Annotated in this window: 24 protein-coding genes and 1 pseudogene; 12 read left to right on the top strand and 13 right to left on the bottom strand. The window is 69.7% G+C overall.

Features of this window, described 5'->3' with window-relative positions:
- Positions 1 to 22: 22 nt before the first annotated feature.
- Complete coding sequence (locus C507_RS0114660; RefSeq protein WP_018700466.1) at positions 23 to 724, bottom strand: response regulator transcription factor; 702 nt, start codon at positions 722 to 724, stop codon at positions 23 to 25.
- Between the two features lie 439 nt (positions 725 to 1,163).
- Between C507_RS0114660 and C507_RS0114655 the strand changes: the two genes are divergently transcribed.
- Together C507_RS0114655 and C507_RS0114650 are read left to right on the top strand one after the other, a co-directional pair.
- A complete protein-coding gene (locus tag C507_RS0114655; protein ID WP_018700465.1) occupies positions 1,164 to 1,883 on the top strand; it encodes a HugZ family pyridoxamine 5'-phosphate oxidase in 720 nt (239 codons plus the stop codon).
- 229 nt (positions 1,884 to 2,112) lie between these two features.
- Positions 2,113 to 3,726: a phosphoenolpyruvate carboxykinase gene (locus C507_RS0114650; protein WP_026319115.1), complete on the top strand. Its 1,614-nt coding sequence runs from the start codon at positions 2,113 to 2,115 to the stop codon at positions 3,724 to 3,726.
- Between the two features lie 115 nt (positions 3,727 to 3,841).
- Here C507_RS0114650 and rsmD read toward each other — a convergent pair whose 3' ends face one another.
- Both rsmD and C507_RS21485 read right to left on the bottom strand, forming a co-directional pair.
- On the bottom strand, positions 3,842 to 4,402 hold the full coding sequence (gene rsmD, locus C507_RS0114645; RefSeq protein WP_018700463.1) for a 16S rRNA (guanine(966)-N(2))-methyltransferase RsmD: 561 nt from the start codon (positions 4,400 to 4,402) through the stop codon (positions 3,842 to 3,844).
- Complete coding sequence (locus C507_RS21485; protein WP_210162139.1) at positions 4,399 to 6,312, bottom strand: pseudouridine synthase; 1,914 nt, start codon at positions 6,310 to 6,312, stop codon at positions 4,399 to 4,401. The genes rsmD and C507_RS21485 overlap by 4 nt, the downstream gene beginning before the upstream one ends.
- Between C507_RS21485 and C507_RS0114635 the strand changes: the two genes are divergently transcribed.
- On the top strand, positions 6,311 to 6,784 hold the full coding sequence (locus C507_RS0114635) for a nucleoside deaminase (RefSeq protein ID WP_018700461.1): 474 nt from the start codon (positions 6,311 to 6,313) through the stop codon (positions 6,782 to 6,784). The two genes, C507_RS21485 and C507_RS0114635, sit on opposite strands and share 2 nt — an antisense overlap.
- A gap of 99 nt (positions 6,785 to 6,883) precedes the next feature.
- Here the strand turns inward: C507_RS0114635 and C507_RS0114630 are convergent, their stop codons facing one another.
- Positions 6,884 to 7,783, bottom strand: coding sequence for a histone deacetylase family protein (locus C507_RS0114630; RefSeq protein WP_018700460.1), 900 nt, complete (start codon positions 7,781 to 7,783; stop codon positions 6,884 to 6,886).
- Positions 7,784 to 7,941: 158 nt separating this feature from the next.
- Between C507_RS0114630 and C507_RS0114625 the strand changes: the two genes are divergently transcribed.
- Positions 7,942 to 9,294: an MATE family efflux transporter gene (locus tag C507_RS0114625; RefSeq protein ID WP_018700459.1), complete on the top strand. Its 1,353-nt coding sequence runs from the start codon at positions 7,942 to 7,944 to the stop codon at positions 9,292 to 9,294.
- A gap of 134 nt (positions 9,295 to 9,428) precedes the next feature.
- On the opposite strand, the gene C507_RS22485 is transcribed toward C507_RS0114625, so the two are convergent.
- Both C507_RS22485 and C507_RS0114615 read right to left on the bottom strand, forming a co-directional pair.
- A complete protein-coding gene (locus C507_RS22485) occupies positions 9,429 to 10,334 on the bottom strand; it encodes a glycosyltransferase family 2 protein (protein WP_018700458.1) in 906 nt (301 codons plus the stop codon).
- Positions 10,335 to 10,338: 4 nt separating this feature from the next.
- Complete coding sequence (locus C507_RS0114615; RefSeq protein WP_018700457.1) at positions 10,339 to 11,067, bottom strand: hypothetical protein; 729 nt, start codon at positions 11,065 to 11,067, stop codon at positions 10,339 to 10,341.
- A gap of 166 nt (positions 11,068 to 11,233) precedes the next feature.
- Between C507_RS0114615 and C507_RS0114610 the strand changes: the two genes are divergently transcribed.
- From C507_RS0114610 to C507_RS0114585, 6 genes are all read left to right on the top strand, one after another.
- Positions 11,234 to 12,010, top strand: coding sequence for an SDR family oxidoreductase (locus C507_RS0114610; protein ID WP_040401142.1), 777 nt, complete (start codon positions 11,234 to 11,236; stop codon positions 12,008 to 12,010).
- Positions 12,007 to 14,004, top strand: a complete 1,998-nt coding sequence (gene uvrC, locus C507_RS0114605) for an excinuclease ABC subunit UvrC (protein WP_018700455.1) — start codon at positions 12,007 to 12,009, stop codon at positions 14,002 to 14,004. Before C507_RS0114610 ends, uvrC begins: the two co-directional genes overlap by 4 nt.
- 51 nt (positions 14,005 to 14,055) lie before the next feature.
- The gene (locus C507_RS0114600; protein ID WP_018700454.1) at positions 14,056 to 15,018 is read left to right on the top strand and encodes a DMT family transporter; all 963 of its coding nucleotides are present in this window, start codon (positions 14,056 to 14,058) and stop codon (positions 15,016 to 15,018) included.
- A gap of 112 nt (positions 15,019 to 15,130) precedes the next feature.
- On the top strand, positions 15,131 to 15,706 hold the full coding sequence (gene pgsA / locus C507_RS0114595) for a CDP-diacylglycerol--glycerol-3-phosphate 3-phosphatidyltransferase (protein WP_018700453.1): 576 nt from the start codon (positions 15,131 to 15,133) through the stop codon (positions 15,704 to 15,706).
- On the top strand, positions 15,706 to 15,957 hold the full coding sequence (gene moaD, locus C507_RS0114590; protein ID WP_018700452.1) for a molybdopterin converting factor subunit 1: 252 nt from the start codon (positions 15,706 to 15,708) through the stop codon (positions 15,955 to 15,957). The genes pgsA and moaD overlap by 1 nt, the downstream gene beginning before the upstream one ends.
- Positions 15,958 to 16,061: 104 nt before the next feature.
- The gene (locus tag C507_RS0114585; protein ID WP_018700451.1) at positions 16,062 to 16,553 is read left to right on the top strand and encodes a molybdenum cofactor biosynthesis protein MoaE; all 492 of its coding nucleotides are present in this window, start codon (positions 16,062 to 16,064) and stop codon (positions 16,551 to 16,553) included.
- Positions 16,554 to 16,609: 56 nt separating this feature from the next.
- On the opposite strand, the gene C507_RS0114580 is transcribed toward C507_RS0114585, so the two are convergent.
- From C507_RS0114580 to C507_RS0114570, 5 genes and pseudogenes are all read right to left on the bottom strand, one after another.
- Complete coding sequence (locus C507_RS0114580) at positions 16,610 to 17,539, bottom strand: alpha/beta fold hydrolase (RefSeq protein WP_018700450.1); 930 nt, start codon at positions 17,537 to 17,539, stop codon at positions 16,610 to 16,612.
- A 134-nt stretch (positions 17,540 to 17,673) separates the two neighbouring features.
- A complete protein-coding gene (locus C507_RS23630; RefSeq protein WP_018700449.1) occupies positions 17,674 to 18,363 on the bottom strand; it encodes a DUF6596 domain-containing protein in 690 nt (229 codons plus the stop codon).
- 75 nt (positions 18,364 to 18,438) lie between these two features.
- Positions 18,439 to 18,534: pseudogene (locus tag C507_RS23625) on the bottom strand (hypothetical protein); the annotation flags it as partial.
- Positions 18,535 to 18,546: 12 nt separating this feature from the next.
- Positions 18,547 to 18,936: a sigma factor gene (locus C507_RS23620; protein WP_018700447.1), complete on the bottom strand. Its 390-nt coding sequence runs from the start codon at positions 18,934 to 18,936 to the stop codon at positions 18,547 to 18,549.
- Positions 18,937 to 19,004: 68 nt separating this feature from the next.
- Positions 19,005 to 19,580, bottom strand: a complete 576-nt coding sequence (locus tag C507_RS0114570) for a TetR/AcrR family transcriptional regulator (protein WP_018700446.1) — start codon at positions 19,578 to 19,580, stop codon at positions 19,005 to 19,007.
- A gap of 83 nt (positions 19,581 to 19,663) precedes the next feature.
- Between C507_RS0114570 and C507_RS0114565 the strand changes: the two genes are divergently transcribed.
- Both C507_RS0114565 and C507_RS0114560 read left to right on the top strand, forming a co-directional pair.
- On the top strand, positions 19,664 to 20,821 hold the full coding sequence (locus tag C507_RS0114565; protein ID WP_018700445.1) for a hypothetical protein: 1,158 nt from the start codon (positions 19,664 to 19,666) through the stop codon (positions 20,819 to 20,821).
- Positions 20,818 to 21,384, top strand: coding sequence for a HupE/UreJ family protein (locus tag C507_RS0114560; RefSeq protein ID WP_018700444.1), 567 nt, complete (start codon positions 20,818 to 20,820; stop codon positions 21,382 to 21,384). Before C507_RS0114565 ends, C507_RS0114560 begins: the two co-directional genes overlap by 4 nt.
- A gap of 3 nt (positions 21,385 to 21,387) precedes the next feature.
- Here C507_RS0114560 and C507_RS0114555 read toward each other — a convergent pair whose 3' ends face one another.
- Positions 21,388 to 21,786: a DUF4345 domain-containing protein gene (locus C507_RS0114555; RefSeq protein ID WP_018700443.1), complete on the bottom strand. Its 399-nt coding sequence runs from the start codon at positions 21,784 to 21,786 to the stop codon at positions 21,388 to 21,390.
- A gap of 112 nt (positions 21,787 to 21,898) precedes the next feature.
- Positions 21,899 to 22,321: a YciI family protein gene (locus tag C507_RS0114550; protein WP_026319113.1), complete on the bottom strand. Its 423-nt coding sequence runs from the start codon at positions 22,319 to 22,321 to the stop codon at positions 21,899 to 21,901.
- Positions 22,322 to 22,383: the final 62 nt, after the last annotated feature.

Below are 22,383 nucleotides of genomic sequence, written 5' to 3'. Positions count from 1 at the left end.
GAACCGGTCCGCTTGTCGCGGCCTACATCTCCTTGAAGCGGTAGCCGACCCCGTACAGGGTCTCGATCATGTCGAAGTTGGTGTCGACCACCTTGAACTTCTTGCGCAGCCGCTTGATGTGGCTGTCGATGGTGCGGTCATCCACGTAGACCTGGTCGTCATAGGCCGCGTCCATCAGGGCGTTGCGGCTCTTCACCACGCCGGGGCGCTGGGCCAGCGCGAACAGGATCAGGAATTCCGTCACCGTCAGCGTCACGGGCTCGCCCTGCCAGGTGCAGGTGTGCCGCTCCTGGTCCATCTTCAGCAGGCCGCGTTCCAGGATCTTGCTGGCGTCGGTCGGCTTCGGGGCGCTGCCGTCGCGCGGCTGGGCGCGGCGCATGACCGCCTTCACGCGCTCCACGAGAAGCCGCTGGGAAAACGGCTTCCGGATGAAGTCGTCGGCGCCCATCTTCAGGCCGAACAGTTCGTCGATTTCCTCGTCCTTGGAGGTGAGGAAGATCACCGGCATGTCGGTCTGCTGTCGCACGCGCCTCAAAAGCTCCATGCCGTCCATGCGCGGCATCTTGATATCGAAGATCGCGAGATCGGGCGGGTCCTGGGACAAGCCCTGAAGCGCCGAGGATCCGTCCGTGTAGGTCTGGACCCGGTAGCCTTCCGATTCGAGGGCGATCGACACCGAGGCCAGGATGTTCCGGTCGTCGTCGACGAGTGCAACCGTCGCCATTAATCGTCCTTTCGTCGCGGTCTGGAGCCGGGCCGCAGCCGATCTGTCCGCTGGCTGCCGGGTCCGGGCTTCAGGTCTTCAAGTCCGGCGGGCCCGTTTCGTTCGGCCATGATGCGCTTGCGCGCAGCCCGACGCCACGCACTCCGGTTCCGCCGCACTGCGTGGCGGTCGGTAAGAGGCACCAATTGCGTGTAAAATATGGCCTCTTGACTGTGATCTGAAAGCCCCGCCTTGCCGGAATCCGGGCATCCATCCACTGTTTCGATGCAATTTTGGGGATCGGGATCAGCGCGCATCCCTTGCGAAGGCCGGCTCATTCGGAAACGAAGGGGTCTTGATCAGTCGCAAGGCCAGCCCCACCCGATCGCGCTAGACGGGCCGATCGCAGCGGGCTGGCCGGGACGCCGCGCCGTCGGTTGCGGCAGGGGAGGGATGCCACATGACGACCCAGGTCGACGCTGTCGCCACCGCTAGAAACCTCGTGCGAACGGCCTTTCAGGCCGCCCTTGGAACGCTCGATCCGGAGACGGGCGCGCCCCACGTCTCGCTGGTGACGGTGGCGACCATGCCTGACGGGTCGCCGATCCTGCTCCTCTCCGATCTCGCTGTGCATACCCGCAATCTCAAGGCCGATCCGCGCGTTTCGCTGCTGGTCACCGAGCCGGTGAGGCCGGGAGATCCGCTGGCCCTTGCCCGGGTCAGCATTGGTGGCCGGATCGTGCGCACCGACGACGAGACGGCCTATCGCCGTTTTCTGGCGCGCCATCCCGACGCTGCCGAGTATGCCGCCTTCCCCGACTTCGGAATCTACGTGATCGAGATGGAGAAAGCCCACCTGGTGGCCGGCTTTGGCCGGATCGTGACGCTTTCCGGCGCCGAGATCGGAACGGACATAGCGGATGCCGAGGAGCTCCTTGCGGCGGAAGAAGGGTCCGTGGCGCACATGAACGAGGACCATGCCGATGCGCTGGCGCTTTACGCGACGCGTCTCGGCGGGGCGGGCGCGGGCGAATGGCGGGCCACGGGGCTGGACCCGGAGGGCATCGATCTCGTTGCGGGCCACGAAGCCGTCCGCGTGCCGTTCCCGCAGCGCGTCAGGGCCGGCGGTCCGCTGCGCGCCGTGCTGGTCGCCATGGCGAAGGACGCGCGCGGGATGTGAAGCGGCTGCCGACGGGAACGGCCGCCGGAGGTGACCGGTGCGTGCGCGGGAGTCGCACTTGTTTCGCTTGATACCCGCCAAGGGGTTTACTAGGCTCTCGCCAGAATTCGCGTGGGAGGTGGAGTGAAGCGGCAGGCGCAGATCTGTCGCCACGCCGTCGGGTGCTGCATCGCACAATAAAATCGGGGATGGAACCCCTGCACCGGCTGGTCAACGAAAGGTTAGAACAGTGAAAGAATTCGGTTTGCGAAACCCGGCTGCGGGCGTCGACACGATCGGCTTGTCCGGTCTTGCCTCGATGCGCTGGAATCTGACCGCGCCCACCCTCTATGAAGAGGCCATCAAGCGCGGCGAGGGCATCCTGACCGCGGCGGGAACGCTTGCGGCCGACACCGGTGTGCACACCGGCCGCTCGCCCAAGGACAAGTTCGTCGTTTCCGACGAGACCACCGCTGACCAGATCTGGTGGGACAACAACAACAAGCTCGAGCCGGGCGCGTTCGATCTCCTGTTCGACGACATGCGCAAGCATGCCGAGGGCATGGATCTCTTCGCCCAGGACCTTTACGGCGGCGCCGATCCCGAACACCGGATCAATGTCCGGGTCTACACCGAATATGCGTGGCACTCGCTCTTCATCCGCAACCTGCTGATCCGTCCGGAGCGCGGTGAGCTGGAGAGCTTCAGCCCCGAACTGACCATCATCGACCTGCCGTCCTTCTCCGCCGACCCGGAGCGCTATGGCTGCCGGTCGGAGACGCTGATCGCCTGCGATTTCCGCCGCAACATCATTCTCATCGCCGGCACGTCCTATGCGGGCGAGATGAAGAAGTCGGTGTTCACCGTCCTCAACTACCTGCTGCCACCGAAGGGCGTCATGCCGATGCACTGCTCCGCCAATCTCGGCGCGGGCGGCGACACGGCGATCTTCTTCGGCCTGTCCGGCACCGGCAAGACGACGCTTTCGGCGGACCCCAAGCGCAAGCTCATCGGTGACGACGAGCACGGTTGGGGCGAGAGCGGCGTCTTCAATTTCGAGGGCGGCTCCTACGCCAAGATGATCAAGCTCTCCGCCGAGGCGGAGCCGCAGATCTGGGCCGCCAGCCAGCGCTTCGGGGTGATCTACGAGAACGTCACCATCGATCCGGAGACGCGCGAGCCGGACTTCAACGACGACTCCAAGACGGAAAACACGCGCGGCGCCTATCCGATCGACTTCATGCCGAACGTGCTGCCCGGCAGCAGGGGGCCGCACCCCAAGAACATCATCATGCTGACGGCGGATGCCTTCGGCGTGATGCCGCCGATCGCGAAGCTCACGCCGGCGCAGGCGATGTACACCTTCCTGTCCGGTTACACGGCGAAGATCGCCGGGACCGAGAAGGGTGTGACCGAGCCGCAGGCGACCTTCTCCACCTGCTTCGGGGCGCCGTTCCTGCCACGCCACCCGGTGGAATACGGCAACCTGCTGCGCGCGCTCATCGCCGAGCACCAGGTCGACTGCTGGCTGCTCAACACCGGCTGGACCGGTGGCGCCTACGGCGAGGGCCACCGCATGCCCATCTCTGCCACGCGGACGCTGCTCGACGCCGCTCTCGACGGCTCGCTTCATTCCGCAGAGTACCGGACCGATCCCAACTTCGGCTTTGCCGTTCCGGTCGCGGTGCCGGGCGTCGACGCCAGGATCCTCGATCCCCGCTCCACCTGGGCGGACAAGGCGGCCTACGACCGCCAGGCGGCCAAGCTGGTGCAGATGTTCATCGACAACTTCGCCCGCTTCGCCGATCACGTGGACGCCAGCGTCCTGCAGGCGGCGCCGGAACTCACCAGCGCGGCTGAATAATTCTGTCCCGGATCGACCGGTTCGGTCCGAGGCAAGGATGAAATGAACAAGGCCCGCGCCGATCCGGTGCGGGCCCAACGTCAAAGATCTGGCTTGCAGCCGGACCTGGAGCCGGTCAGCTCTCCCCGACCTCCAGAAACGTCACCGCCGTCTCGCCGTACACCCGGCGCTCCAGAACGGTGAAGCCGGGAAGCACCTCGATCGGCTCCTGGGCGGTTTCCTCCAGCACGCACAGCGCGCCGGGCTTCAGCCAGCCGCCTTCAAGCGCCGAAGTGAGCGCCGCCGTGCCGAGGCCGTGGCCGTAGGGCGGGTCGGCGAAGCAGAAATCGAATGGAGCCAGCGTGCCCACCGGCCCGAGCGTGGTGGCGTCGCGCCGCCAGATCCGGACCAGGCCGGTCAGCCCCAGCGCCTCGGCGTTGTTGCGCAGAACGCCCCGGGCACCCGCCGCCTGTTCGACAAACAGGGTGAACTTGGCGCCCCGCGACAGGGCCTCCAGCCCGAGCGCTCCGGTTCCGGCGAAGAGATCCAGAACCCGGGCTCCGGTCACCGGGTCTCCGTAGCCGTGCTGGAGCACGTTGAAGACCGCCTCGCGCAGCCGGTCGGTGGTGGGCCGTGTGGCCAGTCCCTCGGGGGCGGAGAGCTTCTTGCCCCGGAACCGTCCGCCGACGATCCTCACGAGCGCGGACCCTTCTTGGGCCCGCCGCCGGGCTTGCGCGGCGCACCGCCGCCCGGTCCGGGCTTGCGGGGACCGCGCCCGGCGGCGCCGGAGGGGCGTTGTGCATTGCGCGGTTTCGGTCCCGACGGCCGGAAGGAGGGATCGGCCAGCCGGTTTGGCCTGCCCGCGCCGCTCTCGCCTGCGTTCTCACTGCCGCCGCCACGGGCGGTGCGCGGCGCCTTGCCCTTGGTGCCGGCCCCGTCGCGGGGCTTGCCTCTGTAGCCGCCCCGCTCGCCGTCGCCACCGTCTCGAGGCCTTCCGGGCCCACCGCCAGGTCCGCGGCGCGGCGCTCCGCCGGCTCCGCCCGCGGGTCGGTCGCCCCGGGCCGGACCCCTGCGTTCGCCTTCCGGACGGTCGGGACGGGGCGCGGCCCCGCGTCCGCCCTGGTAGCCGCGCCGGTCGCCGGTGTCGCCGGACCGCGCCGGCCGGCCCTCGCCGCGCTCGCCACGCGCTTCGCCGTCGTCACGCGGTTTGCCCTTGAAGCCGCCACCCGGCTTGCCACCATATCCGCCGCGCGGACGGGCCTCGCCACCGGGGCCGCGGCTCGGACCTCCGGTGCCCGCGCGGCGCGGGCTGCGACCGGGCCGATCGGTTCGCTCGCCCCGGCTCTGCCACGGTGCCTCGCCGGACCGGTCCGGCCCCTCTGCCTCGCGGGGTTTGCCCCGGGTGCCGCGCTCGCCGCCCGGCCTGTCGCCACGGGCCTGCTGCGGCCGGTCTCCGCGGTCAAACCTGCGCTCGCCGCTGTCGCCCTCGCGTCGGGAGCCGCGGCCGGCTCCGCCGCCGGACGGACGCGACCCGGACCGCTCGTCCTTCCCGAAGCGACCGCCACCGCGCGCCGGGCGGCCTTCGCCGCGCTCGCCTGTGTCGCTGCCGTAGGGGCGCCGGCCACTTTCCGGCCGCCCCCGGGTGCCACCGCCCCGTCCGCTCCTGTCGGTCCTCTCGCCCTGGGACCCGCCCTCACGCCCGCCCCAGCCCTCGCTGCGGCCGCCCTGGCGTCCGCCGCCGGCGCGCTCGTCCCGGGCCGGGCCGGCGCCACGACCACCGTGTGAGCCGCCGCGCGGGCGATCGCCGCCGTCCTGGCGCACCGGCTGGGTATGGATCGGGGCGGTGAAGTCGGCGTTGGCGGCGTCCGCCAGCTTGCGGCCGAGCTGGTCGCGCAGCGTCCGGCCGGCCACCTCGACGGCCTGGCCGAGCGGCACGTCGCCGAGCTGGAACGGACCGAATGAGACGCGGATGAGCCGGCTCACCTCCATCCCGAGGGCGCCGAGCACGTTCTTGATCTCGCGGTTCTTGCCCTCGCGCAGGCCTATGGTCATCCAGACATTGGCGCCCTGCTCGTGGTCAATCTTCGCCTCGATCCCGCCATACAGCACGCCATCAACAGCGATGCCGTCCTTCAGCGTGTCGAGGTCGGCCTGGGTCACCCGGCCGTGGGCGCGCACCCGGTACTTGCGCAGCCAGCCGGTGGTCGGCAGCTCCAGCACGCGCGACAGGCCGCCATCGTTGGTGAGCAGCAGCAGGCCCTCGGTGTTGATGTCGAGCCGGCCGACGCTCATCACCCGGGGCAGGGTTTCCGGCAACCGCTCGAACACGGTGGGCCGGCCCTGCGGGTCGTAGGCGGTGGTCACCAGGCCGCGGGGCTTGTGGTAGAGCCACAGCCGGGTGCGCTCCTTGACCGGGAGCGGCTTGCCGTCGACGGTGACCTTGTCGTCCGGACTGACCGTGACCGCCGGCGTCTCCAGCGTCTGGCCGTTGACGGCGACGCGGCCTTCGGCGATCCAGACCTCCGCCTCGCGGCGCGAGCAGAGACCGGCGCGGGCCATCACCTTGGCAATCCGGTCTTGAGAGGGCGTTTCGGGCGTGTCGGACATGATCGAACCAGAGGGCGGACGGCGCGGCGGGACCTCGACCTTCATGGACGAGGCGCTCTCTGCGGCGCGCGATGCTGCGGAACGGGGAGAGGTGCCCGTCGGCGCGGCCCTCGTCAAGGACGGAAAGCTGCTGGCGCTGGACGGAAACCGCACGCGGGAGCTTTTCGACCCCACCGCGCACGCCGAAATCCAGGTGATCCGGGCCGCCTGCGCGGCGCTGGGCGACGAGCGCCTGACCGGCTGCGATCTCTACGTCACGCTGGAGCCGTGTCCGATGTGCGCCACCGCCATCTCGTTCGCGCGCATCCGCCGGCTCTACTTCGCCGCCTCCGATCCCAAGGGTGGCGGTGTCGAGCATGGGCCGCGCGTCTTCGATCAGCCCACCTGCCACCACGCGCCGGAGGTCTATGGCGGGATCGGCGAGAGCGAAGCCGCCGCGCTCTTGCGGGATTTCTTCCGCGACCGGCGCTAGGGGCATCACCCGGTCCCGTGCGGGAGGCCTCGCCGAACAGCAATCCACCAGCGCGCGACCGCGCGCCGCCCGGTCAGTGCGCGTCCGCGCGGAGAAACCTCACACGAACTCCCACGCCACACGGTGCAATGTCGCGTGGCGGCGGGCGAGGCTGTCGATGTCGCGCTGGTAGCCGCCGCCGAGGACGCCGGCAAGCGGAATGCCGGCCTCGCGCACGGCGTCGATGACGAACCGGTCGCGCTCCACGAGGCCCTCGTCCGACAGCGCCAGCCGGCCCAGCCGGTCGTCGCGGTGCGGGTCCACGCCGGCGTTGTAGAAGACGATGTCGGGGCGGAAGTTGGCCATTGCCGGGCCGACCACTGCGCGGACCGCCTCCAGATAGGCCGCGTCGTCGCATTCGTCGAACAGCGGCACGTCGAGCGACGACGGCACCTTGCGCACCGGGTAGTTCTTCTCCGCGTGCAGCGACAGGGTGAAGACCGCCGGGTCGTTCGCGAAGATCGCCGCCGTGCCGTCGCCCTGATGGACGTCGCAATCGACGACCAGTGCGCGCTCGATGGCGCCGTCGGCCATCAGCACCCGGATCGCCACCGCCACGTCGTTGAACACGCAGAACCCTGCACCCTGGGCGAAGCGGGCATGGTGGCTGCCGCCTGCCGTGTTGCAGGCGATGCCATGCTCCATCGCCAGCCGGGCAGTCATCAGCGTGCCCGCGCTGGCGCAACGCGCCCTCGTCGCCACTGGCGGCGTCATGGCGAAGCCGATCTCCCGGGCGATGGCCGTGGGCACGGCGGAGGAGAACACCTGGTCGACATAGGTCCGGTCGTGGGCGAGCGCGATCCACGAGGCCGGCGCCTCGGCCGGCACGTGAAAGGTGCCCGGCCCGGCCAGCCCCTCCTCCATCAGCACCTCCGCCAGCCGCTGGAACTTGCCCATGGGAAAGCGGTGGTCGGCGGGAAACTCGGCGTTGTAGCGGGGGTTGTGAACGATCGGCAGCATGGCGACAGAGTGTGGCGTTCGAGAACGCCCCGGCAAGAGCCGGTCGGGATTTCGACGAATTTGCCGCGGCGGGCCGCCGACGCGATTGCGCGCCCGGGCGCGATCGGCTTCATGCTTGCAGCCCAAAGCCCTGTCCGTTCGCCGAAAGCCCCGCTTCCATGGACACCCGCCCCGCCTCGCGCGTCCGCCCGTTCGCGGTGACCCACCGTATGGTGCTCGCCATCGCCGTGCCGATGACGCTCGCCTACGTGACGACGCCGCTTGTGGGCATTTCCGATACGGCGGTGATCGGCCAGCTCGGCGATCCGGCGCTGCTCGGCGCCATCGCGGTGGGCGCGATCCTGTTCGATTTCGTCGGCACCAGCTTCAACTTTCTCCGCATGGGCACGACGGGCCTCACCGCCCAGGCGCTGGGCGCCGACGACCGGGTCGAGATCCAGGCCGTTCTGGTCCGGGCGCTGATGGTGGCGCTTGGCGCCGGGCTTCTGATCATCCTGCTACAGGGGCCGATCCTGGCCGGCTTCCTGGCGCTGATGGGGGCGAGCGCGGCGGTGGACGAGGCAACCCGCACCTATTTCGGCATCCGGGTGCTCGCCTCGCCGCTGCAACTGATGAACTACGCGCTGCTGGGCTGGCTGCTGGGGCTGGGGCGCGCGGGGACCGGGCTTGCCATCCAGTTCGTCCTCGCCGGATTCAACGTGGTCCTCAACATCGTGCTGGTGCTCGGGCTCGGCTACGGTGTGGCAGGCGTCGCCTGGGCTTCGGTGGCGGCGGAGGCGGCAGCGCTGGCGGTGGCCATCGGCGTCGTGCTGCGGCTGTCGCGCGCGAGCGCCTGGCCGTCCTGGAGCCGCATTGCCGACCGGGTCCAGTTCCTGCGCATGGGTGCGGTCAACCGCGACATCATGATCCGGTCGATGGCGCTGATGACGGCCTTCACCTTCTTCACCGCGCAGGGGGCGCGGGCCGGCGACGTGACGCTCGCCGCCAACGCCGTCCTGATGAATTTCTTCATGGTCGGCTCGTTCTTCCTCGACGGGTTCGCAACCGCCGCCGAACAGCTCACGGGACGGGCGCTGGGCGCGCGCTACCGGCCGGCCTTCGTGCGCGCCGTCAAGCTCTGCGTGGGCTGGGGGTTCGTCATGGCGGCCATCCTGTCGCTGGCCACCGTGCTGGGCGGCGGCCTGCTGGTGGACTTCATCACCGCGTCGCCGGAGGTGCGCGAGACGGCGCGGGTCTATCTCGTCTGGGCCATGCTGCTGCCGCTCGCCGGCGTGCTCGCCTTCGAGATGGACGGCGTCTTCATCGGTGCCACCTGGACCGGCGAGATGCGCAACATGATGCTCCTGTCGCTGGCCGCCTATTTCGCCATCTGGGCGGTGGCGATGCCCCTGTGGGGCAACCACGGCCTTTGGCTGGCGCTGATCTGCTTTCTGAGCTTGCGCGGCCTGACGCTGTTGTGGCGCTGCCCGAAGCGGGTCGAGCGGGCCTTCGCGGGGGTGCCCGACAACTAGATGTGCGGAGGAAAGCCGGTTCGCGCGTTTCCTGCGATTGTTTGCCGCGAAGCCAGCGCGCGACCGCGTGCCGGCGCTTATGCGCCGCCCACCCGGAGCCGGTGAGCGAAGCGAACTCGGCGTGAGGGACAAAATCAGCCCGGCCGCCTGATCCCCTGCAGAGCAGCCATCCGGTTCGCCAACATCTCCAGCGTCCCCGGGCTGGCCACCGGAAAACCGATCTCCATGGCGAGATAGCGCAGGAAGTCGGTGGAGAGCCACGCAAGCCCGCCCTCGTCACGCCTCAGCTTCCAGGCGGCCGAGATGCACAGCCGTGCCAGCGCGGGACGGGCGGCATGCGGTTTCGGCAAGGACTGCCAGAGCCGCCAGGCGGAGACGTAGCGGTCGTGGTGCTGCTGGCGCTTGTCGGCCGACAGCGTCGGCCCCGCCGTCTCCTTCGGCGCGCAGACCACGGTGGCATCGGTGAGAACCATGCTGCGGGCGGCGGCCGACAGCCTGAGCGCCAGCGACTGATCCTGGATGAACACTGTTTCATCGCAGCCCCCGGCCGTCTGGTAGAGCGCACGCTCCACCATCAGCGCCACGTGCACGATGGGCCGGCTGGCCGCCTGGATCAGCGGCTGCTCCACGGTGGTGCGGTAGGCCTCGTTGTCGATGGGCTTCGGCATCTCCTTGCGCCGCCGGCCATAGATCAGCGGCGCGCCCGCCTCGTCCAGCCGGGCCAGCATCCAGGTGCTGGCGTTGGGCGGCAGCAGATCGTCGCCGTCCACGGGGTGGAGCCACCGGCCGGTCGCTTCTGCGGCCGCCTGGTTGAGGCGGATCGCCGGGCCGCGGTTGGTGTCGTTGCGCAGGATGCGGACGCGGTCGTCCTCTGCCGCGATTGCTTCCAGCACCGAGACGGAGGCGTCGGTGGAGGCGTCGTCGACGAAGACGAACTCGCGGGAGAAGTCGCCCGTCTGGGCCTTCAGGCTGTCCCAGACCGCCGGCAGCGCATCGGCCTTGTTATAGACCGTGACAAGGTAGGAGACGTCGACGGACAAGGCCCTACACGCGCCAGTGGTCGCCGATCCAGCGCGCCGGCCGGAGCTGCTTGTGGATGCCGCCGGGCCACCGGCCCTCGAACGCCTCGTCGGGCTTCGGATGGCCGTGGAAGACGACGATCTTCGCGCCCTCGGGGATTGTCGCCGGCACGAACCAGCGCCGGATGCCTTTCGGCAGGCAGTGTTTCTTGAAGGAAACGCACCACTCGGCCGGCCAGAATTCGATGTCCGGCTTCATGTGCGACAGATAGGCCTGCTCGTTGCGGTAGAGGTCGACCCAATGCTGGACGGAGTGTTCGTGGAAGGTGTCGAGCACCTGGGCGTCGGCGCCGATCTCGAAACGGAACACGGACGAGTTCCCGACGCGCCGGTCTGGATGCGTCCAGTTGTGGATGATGCACAGCTTGCCCGGCTGGTAGTCGAAGAAGGGCTCCAGGCTGTCGACCACGATCAGGTCGAGATCGAGAAACAGCGCAGTGCCCTTGAGATCGGCGAGCTCGCGATTGAACAGCGCGACCTTTTTCCAGGGCAGGTTTTCGTAGGCGTCCAGCGTGATGGGCGGCAGCGGCGCGGTTTCCACCTCCGGGTCGATCCCCTCGGGATCGTCGGTGAAGCACATGAAGCGGAACGGCCGCTCCATGTGACGGGCGACCATGGCGCGGAGCCGGTTGACGTAGTGCGGCCCGTAGACGGTGCCCCACTTCATGCAGACGATGTTGACGGGAGCTGTCATCTTGCCTTGTTTCGGGGCAGGGGCCCCGCAAGGGGCGTCGAAGCTTCGATCCGCCTATAAGAAACGGGCGTATGTGACAAGCTGGCGGCAGCGGACATTCGATTCGATCGGTCGTCCGTTCCAGGCTCCGGCAGGTCCGGCGACTCTCCCCAGGCTAAGAGATCCGATGGCCGTTTCCCCACCCTCTCCCGTGAAGACCGCCCTCGTCACGGGCGCGGCGCGCCGCATCGGACGCGCCATCGCGGAGGATCTCGCCGCCCACGGCTACCGCGTCGCGCTGCACTGCCACCACTCGGTGGACGCGGCGGAGGCGCTGGCGGCCGCGCTGCGCGAGGGCGGGGGGGATGCCTGCGTCGTGACAGCCGATCTCGCCGATCTGGAGGGGCTCGATGCACTGGTCCGGCAGGCCGTCGACGCCCTCGGCCCGCTTGGCGTCCTGGTGAACAACGCCTCGATGTTCGGCAACGACGAGTTCACCGCCATGACGCCGGAGAGCTTCCGTGCCCACATGGCGGTCAATGCCGGCGCGCCGCTCTTTCTGGCGCAGGCGTTCGCGCGTCGACTGGACGCCAAGGCGCACGGCCTCGTGGTCAATGTCACCGACCAGCGAGTTCAAAAACCCGTGCCCGGACACTTTTCCTATGGCCTGTCGAAGGCCACATTGGACCGTGCGACGATCACCATGGCCCAGGCGCTGGCGCCGCGCGTTCGCGTCAATGCCATCGCGCCGGGCCCTGTCCTGAAGAGCGCGCGTCAGTCGGACGAGGACTTCGCACGCCAGACCGGTGCGCTGCTTCTCGGGCACGGTCCGTCGCTCGACGAATTCGGCGCCACGGTGCGCTTCCTGGCCGCAACGCCGTCGATCACCGGGCAGACCATCCTGCTCGACGGCGGCCAGCACCTGGCCTGGGAGACGCCGGACGTCCTGGGGATTGTTGAATGACCAATCAGACTTCCGCTGAAGTCCAGAGCCCGCCGAAACCGGGCAAGGCCGCCGTGCCCGCCGACGACGCCTTCGAGCGCATCGCCCTGGAGCCCGTCGCCGAGACTCCGGACGGGGAGACTGCGCGCACCGGTGCCGATCTGATCGGCGATCTCGTCAAGCGCCTGCCCAATGCGCCGGGCGTCTACCGGATGCTCGATAAAAAGGGCGACGTCCTCTATGTCGGCAAGGCGCGCAGCCTGAAGAAGCGGGTGGCGAACTACGCCCGGCCCACCGGCCTGCACTACCGCACGCTGACGATGATCTCGGCGACGGTGGCGATGGAATTCGTCACCACCCGCACCGAAACCGAGGCGCTGCTGCTCGAGGCGAACCTCATCAAGCGCCTCAGGCCGCGCTTCAACGTGCTTTTGCGCGACGACAAGTCGTTTCCCTACATTCTCATCACCGGCGACCACGAGGCACCGCAGATCGTCAAGCACCGCGGCGCGCGCAGCAAGAAGGGCGCCTATTTCGGGCCGTTCGCCTCCGCCGGCGCCGTGAACCGCACCATCAACGCGCTGCAGAAGGCCTTCCTGCTGCGCTCGTGCACGGACTCCGTCTACGAGAGCCGCACCCGGCCGTGCCTGCTTTTCCAGATCAAGCGCTGCGCCGGACCGTGCACCGGCGAGATCGACATCGATGGCTACCGCCACCTGGTCGACGAGGCGCACACCTTCCTCGCCGGCAAGAGCAAGGCGGTGAAGGCGGAGCTTGCCACGGAGATGGAGCGGGCGTCGGAGCGGCTCGATTTCGAGCAGGCGGCGCGCTACCGCGACCGGCTGGCGGCGCTGTCGCACATCCAGTCGCACCAGGGCATCAACCCGCAGGGGATCGAGGAGGCCGACGTCTTCGCGGTCCACCAGGAGGGCGGCCAGACCTGCATCCAAGTGTTCTTCTTCCGCACCGGCCAGAACTGGGGCAACCGCGCCTACTTTCCCAAGGCCGACGCCCACTGGTCGCTGGCGGAAGTGCTGGAGAGCTTCCTCGCCCAGTTCTACGACGACAAGCCGTGCCCGCGCCTGATCCTCCTGTCCGAGCAGCTGCCGGAGCAGGAGCTCCTCGCCCAAGCGCTGGCGGAGCGGGCCGAGCGTAAGGTCACGGTCGCCGCACCCCAGCGCGGCACCAAGCGCGAGCTGGTCGACCATGCGCTGCAGAACGCCCGCGAGGCGCTGGGCCGCAAGCTCGCCGAGAGCGCCAGCCAGACGACGCTCCTGAAGGGCGTGGCCGATGCGTTCGGGCTGGAGGCACCGCCGCGCCGTATCGAGGTCTACGACAACTCCCACATCATGGGCACCAACGCCGTCGGCGGCATGATCGTCGCCGGGCCGGATGGCTTCGCCAAGGCGCACTATCGCAAGTTCAACATCAAGTCGGAGGACGTCACGCCGGGTGACGATCTCGGCATGATGCGCGAGGTGCTGGAGCGTCGCTTCAAGCGGCTGCTCAGGGAGGCCGGTCCGCGCGGCGAGCGCGAGGCGCCGCAGGAGGGTGTCGGGCCATGGCCGGACCTGGTGCTCATCGACGGCGGCGCGACCCAGCTCGCCGCGGCGCGCGAGGTGGTTGCGGATCTCGGTATCGAGGGCCTGCCGATGGTGGGGGTGGCCAAGGGCGTCGACCGTGACGCCGGTCGCGAGGAGTTCCACATCCCCGGCCGCAAGCCGTTCCGGCTGCCGCCGCGCGATCCCGTGCTCTACTTCGTGCAGCGCCTGCGCGACGAGGCTCACCGCTTCGCCATCGGCACCCACCGGGCCAAGCGCTCCAAGGAGATCGCCGCCAATCCGCTGGACGAGATCCAGGGCATCGGCGCCGCACGCAAACGCGCGCTCCTGCGCCATTTCGGCACCGCCAAGGCCGTCTCCAAGGCCGGCATCGAGGATCTCCTCTCCGTCGACGGCATTTCCGAGGCCATGGCGCGCTCGATCTATTCCCACTTCCACGAGAGCGGCGGCTGAGGCGGCAGGACCCCTTTGCTCGGCGCGACGGTCGGGATAAGAGCCGGGACCATGGGTTCCCGTGTTGCTCCCCCGTCCGCCGCGATTCTCACGGCCGCGCCGCGCCTGCGCACGACGCTCGCCACCCTGGCGATCGTGCTGGCCGCGCTCGGCTTCGGCTCCGTCGCCTTCTTCGCCCGATCGCTGGCCGACGCGGGCATCGCGTCGCCCGTCATCGCGCTGTTCCGCTTCGGCTTTGTCGCTCTCGTCCTGCTGCCCGTCGGGCTGGCGGCGCGCGGCAAGGGCCGGCCTGTCCTCTGGGCGCTGGGGGCGGGCTTCGCCATGGGGATCGGCTGGACCGGCTACGTCGCCGCCATCAAGGTGGCTCCGGTGGCGAGCGCCGGCGTCGTCTACATGTCCTATCCCGTCTTCGCGCTGCTGTCCGCCTGGGTGCTGCTCGGCCAGCGCCCGGCGGTGCGCTCGCTCGCGGCGGCCGCCCTGATCCTCGGCGCGGCGGTGCTGGCGCTGGGGCCCTCGCGGCTGCCGGCCGAGGCGGTCTGGGCGCTGCTCGTCTCGTTCGCCGCGCCGGTCACCTTCGGCACGTCCATCGCCATCCTCACCGGCAAGCTTGCCGCGCTGACGCCGCTGGAGCGCGTCTTCTTCGCCGCCCTCGGCGCCACCATCGGACTGCTGCCCATGCTCGCCGGCGTCGAGGCCGACGCGCTTCTTCCCGAGACGGTCGACGGCTGGGCACTGATTGCCGGCATCGCTGTGCTCACCGCGCTCCTGCCGCAGCTCCTCTACGTGATCGCGGCGCCCGCCATCGGGGCGGCCCGCACGGCGATGGCCGGCAGTGTCGAGCTTCCCACCATGTTCGTCATCGGCTGGCTGGCCTTCGGCGAACCGCTCAGCCTGGCGCAACTCGCCGCCGGCGCCGCGGTGCTCGTCGCCGTGGTCCTCACTCCGCCACTGGCGCCACCGGCGGCCCTGGCGCCGTCGGTCACCGGAGACGACCGGACGGGCGATCCCGCCTGACGGCCTCGCGAGGGAACGTCCCCGCCGCCAGCCCGTTGCGTTGACGGCGGCCGCGCCCTGTGGTCTGTCGGGCCTTGAGGGGCTGGCCCCGCCCTTGCTTTCCGGTCAGAGCATGAGCCGCAGCGACGCCTTCACCGTCCCCAACCTCCTGACCTACCTCCGCATCGTGGCCGTGCCGGTCATCGCGGTGCTGTTGCTCGTTCCCGATCCGACGGCCCGCTGGGTGGCGGTGGTGCTCTATGTCGCCGCCGCGCTGACGGACTATCTCGACGGCTACCTCGCCCGCGCCCTGGACCAGTTTTCGCCGCTGGGCCGCATGCTGGACCCGATCGCCGACAAGCTGATCGTCGCTGCATTGCTGATCGCGCTGTCCGCCGATGGCTCCATCGACGGCCTCCATGTGCTCGCCGCGGTGTTCATCATGATGCGCGAGATCTTCGTGTCGGGCCTGCGCGAGTTTCTCGGCGGAACGGTGGTCATTCACGTCTCCAAGCTCGCCAAGTGGAAGACGACGGCGCAGCTCGTCGCCATCGCCGTCCTCATGGTGGCGCCGCTGCTCGGCTCCGCCGCCACGGCGACGGAATGGCTGGGCCTGGCAATCCTCTGGATTGCCGCCATCCTGACCGTCTACACCGGCTATGATTATCTGAAGGGTGGATTGCCCCACGTCCTGAACGAGGCCGAGTGATGCGTGTCGTCTATTTCGCCTGGGTGCGCGAGCGGGTCGGACTGGAAGAGGAAGACGTCGAGGTTCCGGCGGAGGTGAAGACCGCCGGCGATCTCGTGTCCTGGCTGCGCGAGCGCAGCCCGGGCCACGCCTTCGCGCTAGAGGAGCCCGACATCATCCGCATCGCCGTCGACCGGGTGCACGCCCAACCGGACCAGCCCATCGCCGGCGCACGCGAGGTGGCGCTGTTTCCGCCGATGACGGGCGGATAGCGATTTCAGGTAAGGTGAGCACCGGTTTCCCGTCCGAATTCGCGACTGGACAATCGGTTGGAGCGCAGATGGCCAATTCCCCTTCCAGGACTGTCCCGACCCCGATGGCTGATCCAGCCGCCGTCGAGCCGTCCGTCCGCGTCGGCACCGACCCCATCGACGTCGCCGCCGAGACCGACGCGCTGACCGCCGGCCGCACCGACGTGGGAGCGGTCGTCGCTTTCACCGGCCTCTGCCGCGACGAGGCAGGCCGGCTCGCGGTGCTGGAGCTGGAACACTATCCCGGCATGGCCGAGGCCGAGATCGGCCGGATCGCGGCGCAGGCTGCCGCCCGCTGGCCGCTGCTCGGGCTCAGGGTCGTGCACCGGTCGGGTCCCATCCGGCCGGGCGAGGTGATCGTGCTGGTGGCCGCCGCCTCCGCCCACCGCGCCGCCGCCTTCGAGGCGGCCTCCTTCCTGATGGACTTTCTCAAGACCCGGGCGCCCTTCTGGAAGAAGGAGCATCTTGCCGACGGGTCCGAGGGCAGCTGGGTCGAGGCCCGCGACGCCGACGACGCGGCTGCCGAGAAATGGGCTCATCTGCGAACCGAGGGATGAAGAAGGCCCGGCGGGTCGCTCGCGCCGCCTGAGCGTCCGTCCGCCCAGCGGATTCCTTACTCGGCGTCCGCGTCGGCTTCTTCCGGATCCTCGAAGAAGAGAAGCAGCGCCGCGAGTGTCTCGTCGGGGGCCTCTTCGCACAGGAAATGCCCGGAATCGATCTGCTGGCCGTCCACCTCGTCCGCCCAGTCGGCCCAGATGGAGAGCGGCGTCTCGTCGCCGGCGGGTATCCCGTGGGAGCCCCACAGCACGCAGGTCGGCGCCGCGATCTTCCGGCCGGCGTCGAAATCGTCCCTGTCGGCGTCCCAGTCCGACGTCGCGCCGGCCCGGTAGTCCTCGCAGGTGGCGTGCATCCGCTCGGTCTGGGAGTAGAAGGCGCGGTAATGGCCGAGCGCCCGCTCGTCGAAGGCGGAGAGGTTGCCGCTCTTCGTCCAACTGGCGATGGTGTAGTCCAGATACTGGCCGGGTGCTCGCGCAATCAGCAATTCCGGCAGCGGTTCGGGCTGGGCCAGGAACAGCCAGTGATAGGTCTTCATCGCCCGGTTGACGTCGAAGCCGTCCCACATGGCCTTGGTCGGCACCACGTCGAGAACGGCGAGCTTCTCCACGGCCTCGGGAAAGTCGAACGCCAGCCGGTAGGCGACCCGCGCGCCCCGGTCGTGGCCGGCGATGCGAAAGCTCGGGAAGCCGAGCCGGTTCATCACCGCGACGATGTCCTTCGCCATTGCCCGCTTGGAGTAGGCGCCTTGGTCGGCCCCCGGCCCGGCGAGGCCGCTCTGGCCGTAGCCGCGCAGGTCGGGCAGGACCACCGTGTAGCGGGTGGCCAGTGCCGGCGCGATCCGGTGCCACATGGCGTGGGTCTGCGGGAAGCCGTGCAGGCAGACGAGCGGCGGGCCTTCACCCCCGATCCGGCAGAAGATCTGCGTTCCGTCCCCTTCGATCGTCTCGGACCGGAAGCCGGCGAAAAGGTCGGGCAGATCGGCCATGGGGCACTCTCGCGACTGGGGGGACACACGACACTAGGGGCGGATGGCGGCGAGCATGGAGGCGGCCTCGCCAGCGCGCAAGGGCACGGGCGAGACGGGCGACACGCCGTGGCATTTCTGCCGCGCCGGTCGGATCAGTCCCCGCATTCCGCGGCGCGCCTCAGCAGAAAGTCCCGCTCACGGGCGTTGCGGCTCAGGCTGGCGGCGCGCTCGAACTGGGCCTTCGCCTCCGCGTTTCGGCCGGCGCGCCGCAGGAAGTCGCCCCGCGCGGCGGGCAGTGGCGCATAGGCCGAGAGGGCTGGCGCGGTTTCGATTTCGGCAAGCAGTCCGAGCCCCGAATCCGGTCCGAAGGCCATCGAATGGGCGACGGCCCGGTTCAGCGCGACGACGGGAGAGGGGAGGGCGTCCAGGAGCCGGTCATAATGGCGGGCAATCGCCGGCCAGTCTGTCGCGTCCGCCGTGGCTGCCCGCGCGTGACAGGCGGCGATGGCAGCCTGCAGACGGTAAGGACCCGGCGGGCCGGGGAGCGCGTCTGCGCGGGTCAGCGTCTCCAGCCCTTGCCGAATCAGCAGCCGGTCCCATCGGGCCCTGTTCTGTTCCGGGAGCGGGATCGACGATCCGTCGGGAGCGGTTCGGGCATCGAGCCGCGAGGCCTGCAGGTCCATCAGCGCCGACAGGCCCAGACCCTCCGCCTCGTCGGGCGCGAGGCCGACCAGAATTCGCCCGAGGCGGCGTGCCTCTGCACACAGGGCGGGCCGGATCAGGTCGTCTCCGGCCGTTGCCGCGTAGCCCTCGTTGAAGATCAGATAGACCACCTCCAGCACGGAGGCGAGCCGGGTTTCGCGCTCGCTTCCGTGCGGGACCTCGAACGCGAGATCGGCCGCCTTGATTGCCTTCTTGGCGCGGACGATGCGCTGGGCGACGGCGGCCTCGCTGGACAGGAACGCGCGGGCGATCTCGTTGGTGCTCAGCCCCCCGACAAGCTTGAGGGTCAGCGCGGCGCGGGCCTAGCGCGACAGGATCGGATGGCAGGCGGTGAAGATCAGGCCCAGCAGCTCGTCGCCGATGTCGTCGTCGAGAGCGGCCTCGATCGCCTCCGCCGGGTCCTGCTCGGTCGCCTCCAAGTCGCGGCCGATCTCGGCATGCTTTTCCGTTCGCATCCGCTCGTGCCGGATGCCGTCGATGGCGCGGCGCTTCGCGATCGCCATCAGCCATGCGCCGGGACGCTCCGGCACACCGGTCTTCGGCCACTCCCGGAGCGCTGCGACGAGCGCGTCCTGGGCGAGTTCCTCGGCCCGGTCCGTGTCGCGCAGCATGCGGGCGAGCCCGGCGACAAGGCGCGCGCGCTCCATGCGGAAGACCGTCTCTATGGCCTGCGTCGTCTCGGAGTGCGGCATGGCTCAAACTCTGACGGCTGACGGGGGACGGTTTCTCTCGCGGACGCTCTCGCGCTGCGCCTGGCGCCTCAGTCGCTGTCCAGCTCGAGCGCCGCCTGGATCAGCCGGCCAAGATAGCGCTGCAGCGCCTCCTCAGACATGGATGCGATCACCGGCAGTTCCAGCACATAGCGGGTGAGGGCGAAGCCGAGAACCTGGCTGGACACCAGCGCGGTTTTCCAGTCGCTCGCGCCGGTCGGATCGATCGCCCGGATCGCCGGGACCACCTGCGAGGCGAAGACGGCGCGCATCCGCTCCTTTGCTTCGGGCTGGGTGGCGGCGGAGCGCAGCAGGACGCGCAACCCGGGCGCGGTGCGCGGATCGCTCCACAGGGTGGTGAAGTGACGGGCCAGCGTGTGCCCGATCGCGTCGGCGGGGACCCCATCGAGATCGGGCAGGTGAAGATCGATGGTGCCTGCGGCGGCGAACAGTTGCTCCTTCGAGCCGAAATAGCGGATGACCAGCGACGGGTCGGCCGCGGCCGCGGCCGCGATGTCGCGCACGGAGGCGCCGGCGTAGCCGTGCTCGGCGAACAGCGCCTTGGCGGCGGCGAGGATGCGGGCGCGGGTGAGGGCCGATTTTGTCGGGGAGGGAGACTTCGCCATGGGCGAGCTATGTCAACATGCGTTGACTTCTGCAAGCAAAAGGCGTATGTCAACATCCGTTGAAATCCGGGGGAGGGTTCGCCATGCACTCCCGTTTCGCGTCCCTGCTCTTTGCCATCTGCCTCTCCGTCACCGCGACCGCTGCCGCGCTTGCGGCCTTCGGGGCGCCTGTCGGCTTCATCCTCGCCGTCCTCTGCCTGATCGCCACCCTCGCGTGGCTATGGGCTGGAGAGGTGCCTGAGGCCGAGGGGCTCCTGTCGCTCTATCTCGCCCTCGTCCCGCTGGTTCTGCTTCTGCAGACCCTGCGCTATGGGGGCGGCTGGGTTGCCGGGTTTGGCCCGCTGGTCGCGACCGGCTCGGTCGGTCCGGGTCTCACCGACGCGCTCTGGTTCCTGGTCTTCGTCTGCGCGCCAGTGTCGGCGGCAGCACTGGGCGGCTTCGCGCTGGCCGTCCGTCATCCGCTCGGCTGGCTGATGGCGTGGTGGGCCGCTCTCTGGGCCATCGCCGAGGCGCTGCTGCAGGTGGCGCTCGCCGGTGCCGGGGGCTGGTCGGCCCTGGATGCCGCGGGCCTTGTCGTGGCCGCTGCGCTGGTCGTCGTCGGTGCGCTGCTCCTGCAGCGGCTCGGCGCCGGAAAGGCGCGACCGCGCCCCGAGCCGGCCCTTCCGGATCCCCGCAGGCGCCGTCTCTGGGCCGTGCTGTTCGTCGCGCTGGCCCTCGTCTACGCCGCCACCCTCTACGTTGAGGCGGGTCTCCTGGTGGTCGGGGTCATCATCGGCTCCATGATGGGCGGACTGATCGGCTGGTGGCACACCACGTCGCTGAGGCCCGCCGATCCGGCGCGCCTGCTGCCGCTGCTCCTGCTGATGCTCGCCTTCTTCTATGTCCATGTCGGCGAGGAGACGCTCACCGGCTTCAACCAGGCCATCGCCGCGCTCACCGGCAACCCGTGGCCGGAGGACCGGTTCCTGCTGATCATCGCGCTGGCCGGTCCGGTCGTCTGGTTCTTCGCCGCCTGGAGCCTGTGGAAGGGCCAGGCGGCGGGCAATTTCCTGCTCTGGTTCCTGATCGTCGGCATGATCCTCGGCGAGCCGGCGCACGTGCTCATCTTTCCCGTCGTGGTGATGATCGAGCACGGCGGCGGCTATGCCTACTTCTCCGGCATGTACTCCGCCCTCGTCCCGATGATCCCGGCCATTCTGGCGCTGGCCGAGATCCTGCGCACCCGGCGGAAGACGGCATGATCGGCCGCACGCTTCTCGCCGGCCTCGCCGTGCTCGCACCGGCGCCGGCGGTCGCGCACGGCTTCGCCGGCAGCGGCTGGCTGCATCCGCTCACCGGGCCCGACCACATGCTGGCCATGGTGCTGGTCGGCGCCTGGAGCGCCCAGCTCGGGGGGCGCGGCCTGTCGGCGGTTCCGGCGGCCTTCGTCGCGGCGATGGCGGCGGGTGCCCTCACCGCACGGGCCGGCCTGGTCCTTCCGGGAACGGAGGCAGCGATTGCGGCGTCCGGGGTCGCCCTCGGGGTGGCGGTGGCGCTGGCGCGGCCGGTGGCGGTCCCGTTCGCCGCGACGGCCACCCTTGTGTTCGGCTGGGCGCATGGCGCCGCCCACGGCGTCGAGATGCCGGCTGCGGCGGGCATCGATTATGCCATCGGCTTCCTCGTCACCACGGCCGGCCTGCATGCCGCCGGTCTGGCGGGGGCGGGTCTGCTACTCGATCAGGAGCGGGGCCCATCGACGCTCCGGGTGCTTGGCACGGCCGGAGCCCTCGGGGGGCTTGCTTTCCTGCTTCCGGTGCTCGCCTGACCGTCAGGACGCGGCGCGCGCGACCCGGCCCTGCCACACAGCGAGCAGCGGTACCACCACGAGCTCCAGGCCGAGCCCCGCAACATGCGGCGCGGATGGCGCGCCGTGGAGGACCAGCGACAGGAGCCGGGCAAGCCCGCCGATGACCACGGCGGTGGCCGCCAGACGGAACAGCGCCGTCTTGCGCTCGATGGCCGGAACCGTGGTCCAGAAACCAATTCCCACGGCCAGGAAGATGCCGGACAGGTACCGTAGGTGGCTGTCGAGATCGACGGGCCACTCCGCCGCGTCCGCGAATGCCGACGGGCCGAGGATCACGCCTGCGAGACCGGCGGAGACCGGCACCAGGGCCAGAACAGCGACCACGATCTGGAGACAGCGCTTGCTGGTGGCAGCGGTCATGGCGTCTGGAGCCTCCCGTCGGGGCCTGGATGCGAAACCGCCGGCGGAGTGCGCCGGCGGCTGGTCGGTTTCCGGAGCTACGCAGCGCCAGCGGCGCTGGATCTGCTCGCCTTCAGGTCTTCGCGGACCCGGCGTGGACGCGATCCATCTCCGCCGCCATGGCCTCTTCCATCTCGGGACCGAAGTCGGCAGCCTCGTAGAGCGGCCGGATCTCCAGCTCGCTCGGGCCCGGCATCGGGTTGGGGCAGCGCTTGGCCCATTCCACCGCCTCGGCGAGGTCCTTCACCTCCCAGAGCCAGAAGCCCGCGACCAGCTCGCGCGTCTCCGCGAACGGTCCATCGATCACCGTGCGGTCCGGACCGTCGAAGGCAATCCGCTTGCCCTGCGATGAGGGCTTCAGCCCGTCACCCGTCAGGATCACGCCGGCTGCGGCCAGTTCCTCGTTGAACTTGCCCATGGCCTCCAGAAGCTCCATCGACGGCATCACACCGGCTTCTGAATCCTCCGTCGCCTTCACCATCACCATCACGCGCATCGTCTCGTCTCCCTTTGCGATGTGCAGGCCGCCGTCCGGCCCGATGCCCTCACGACGAACGG

Origin of the sequence: Amorphus coralli DSM 19760, from assembly GCF_000374525.1 — a bacterium.
GTDB lineage: Bacteria > Pseudomonadota > Alphaproteobacteria > Rhizobiales > Amorphaceae > Amorphus > Amorphus coralli.
This window is presented reverse-complemented; position numbering and strand designations above follow the sequence as displayed.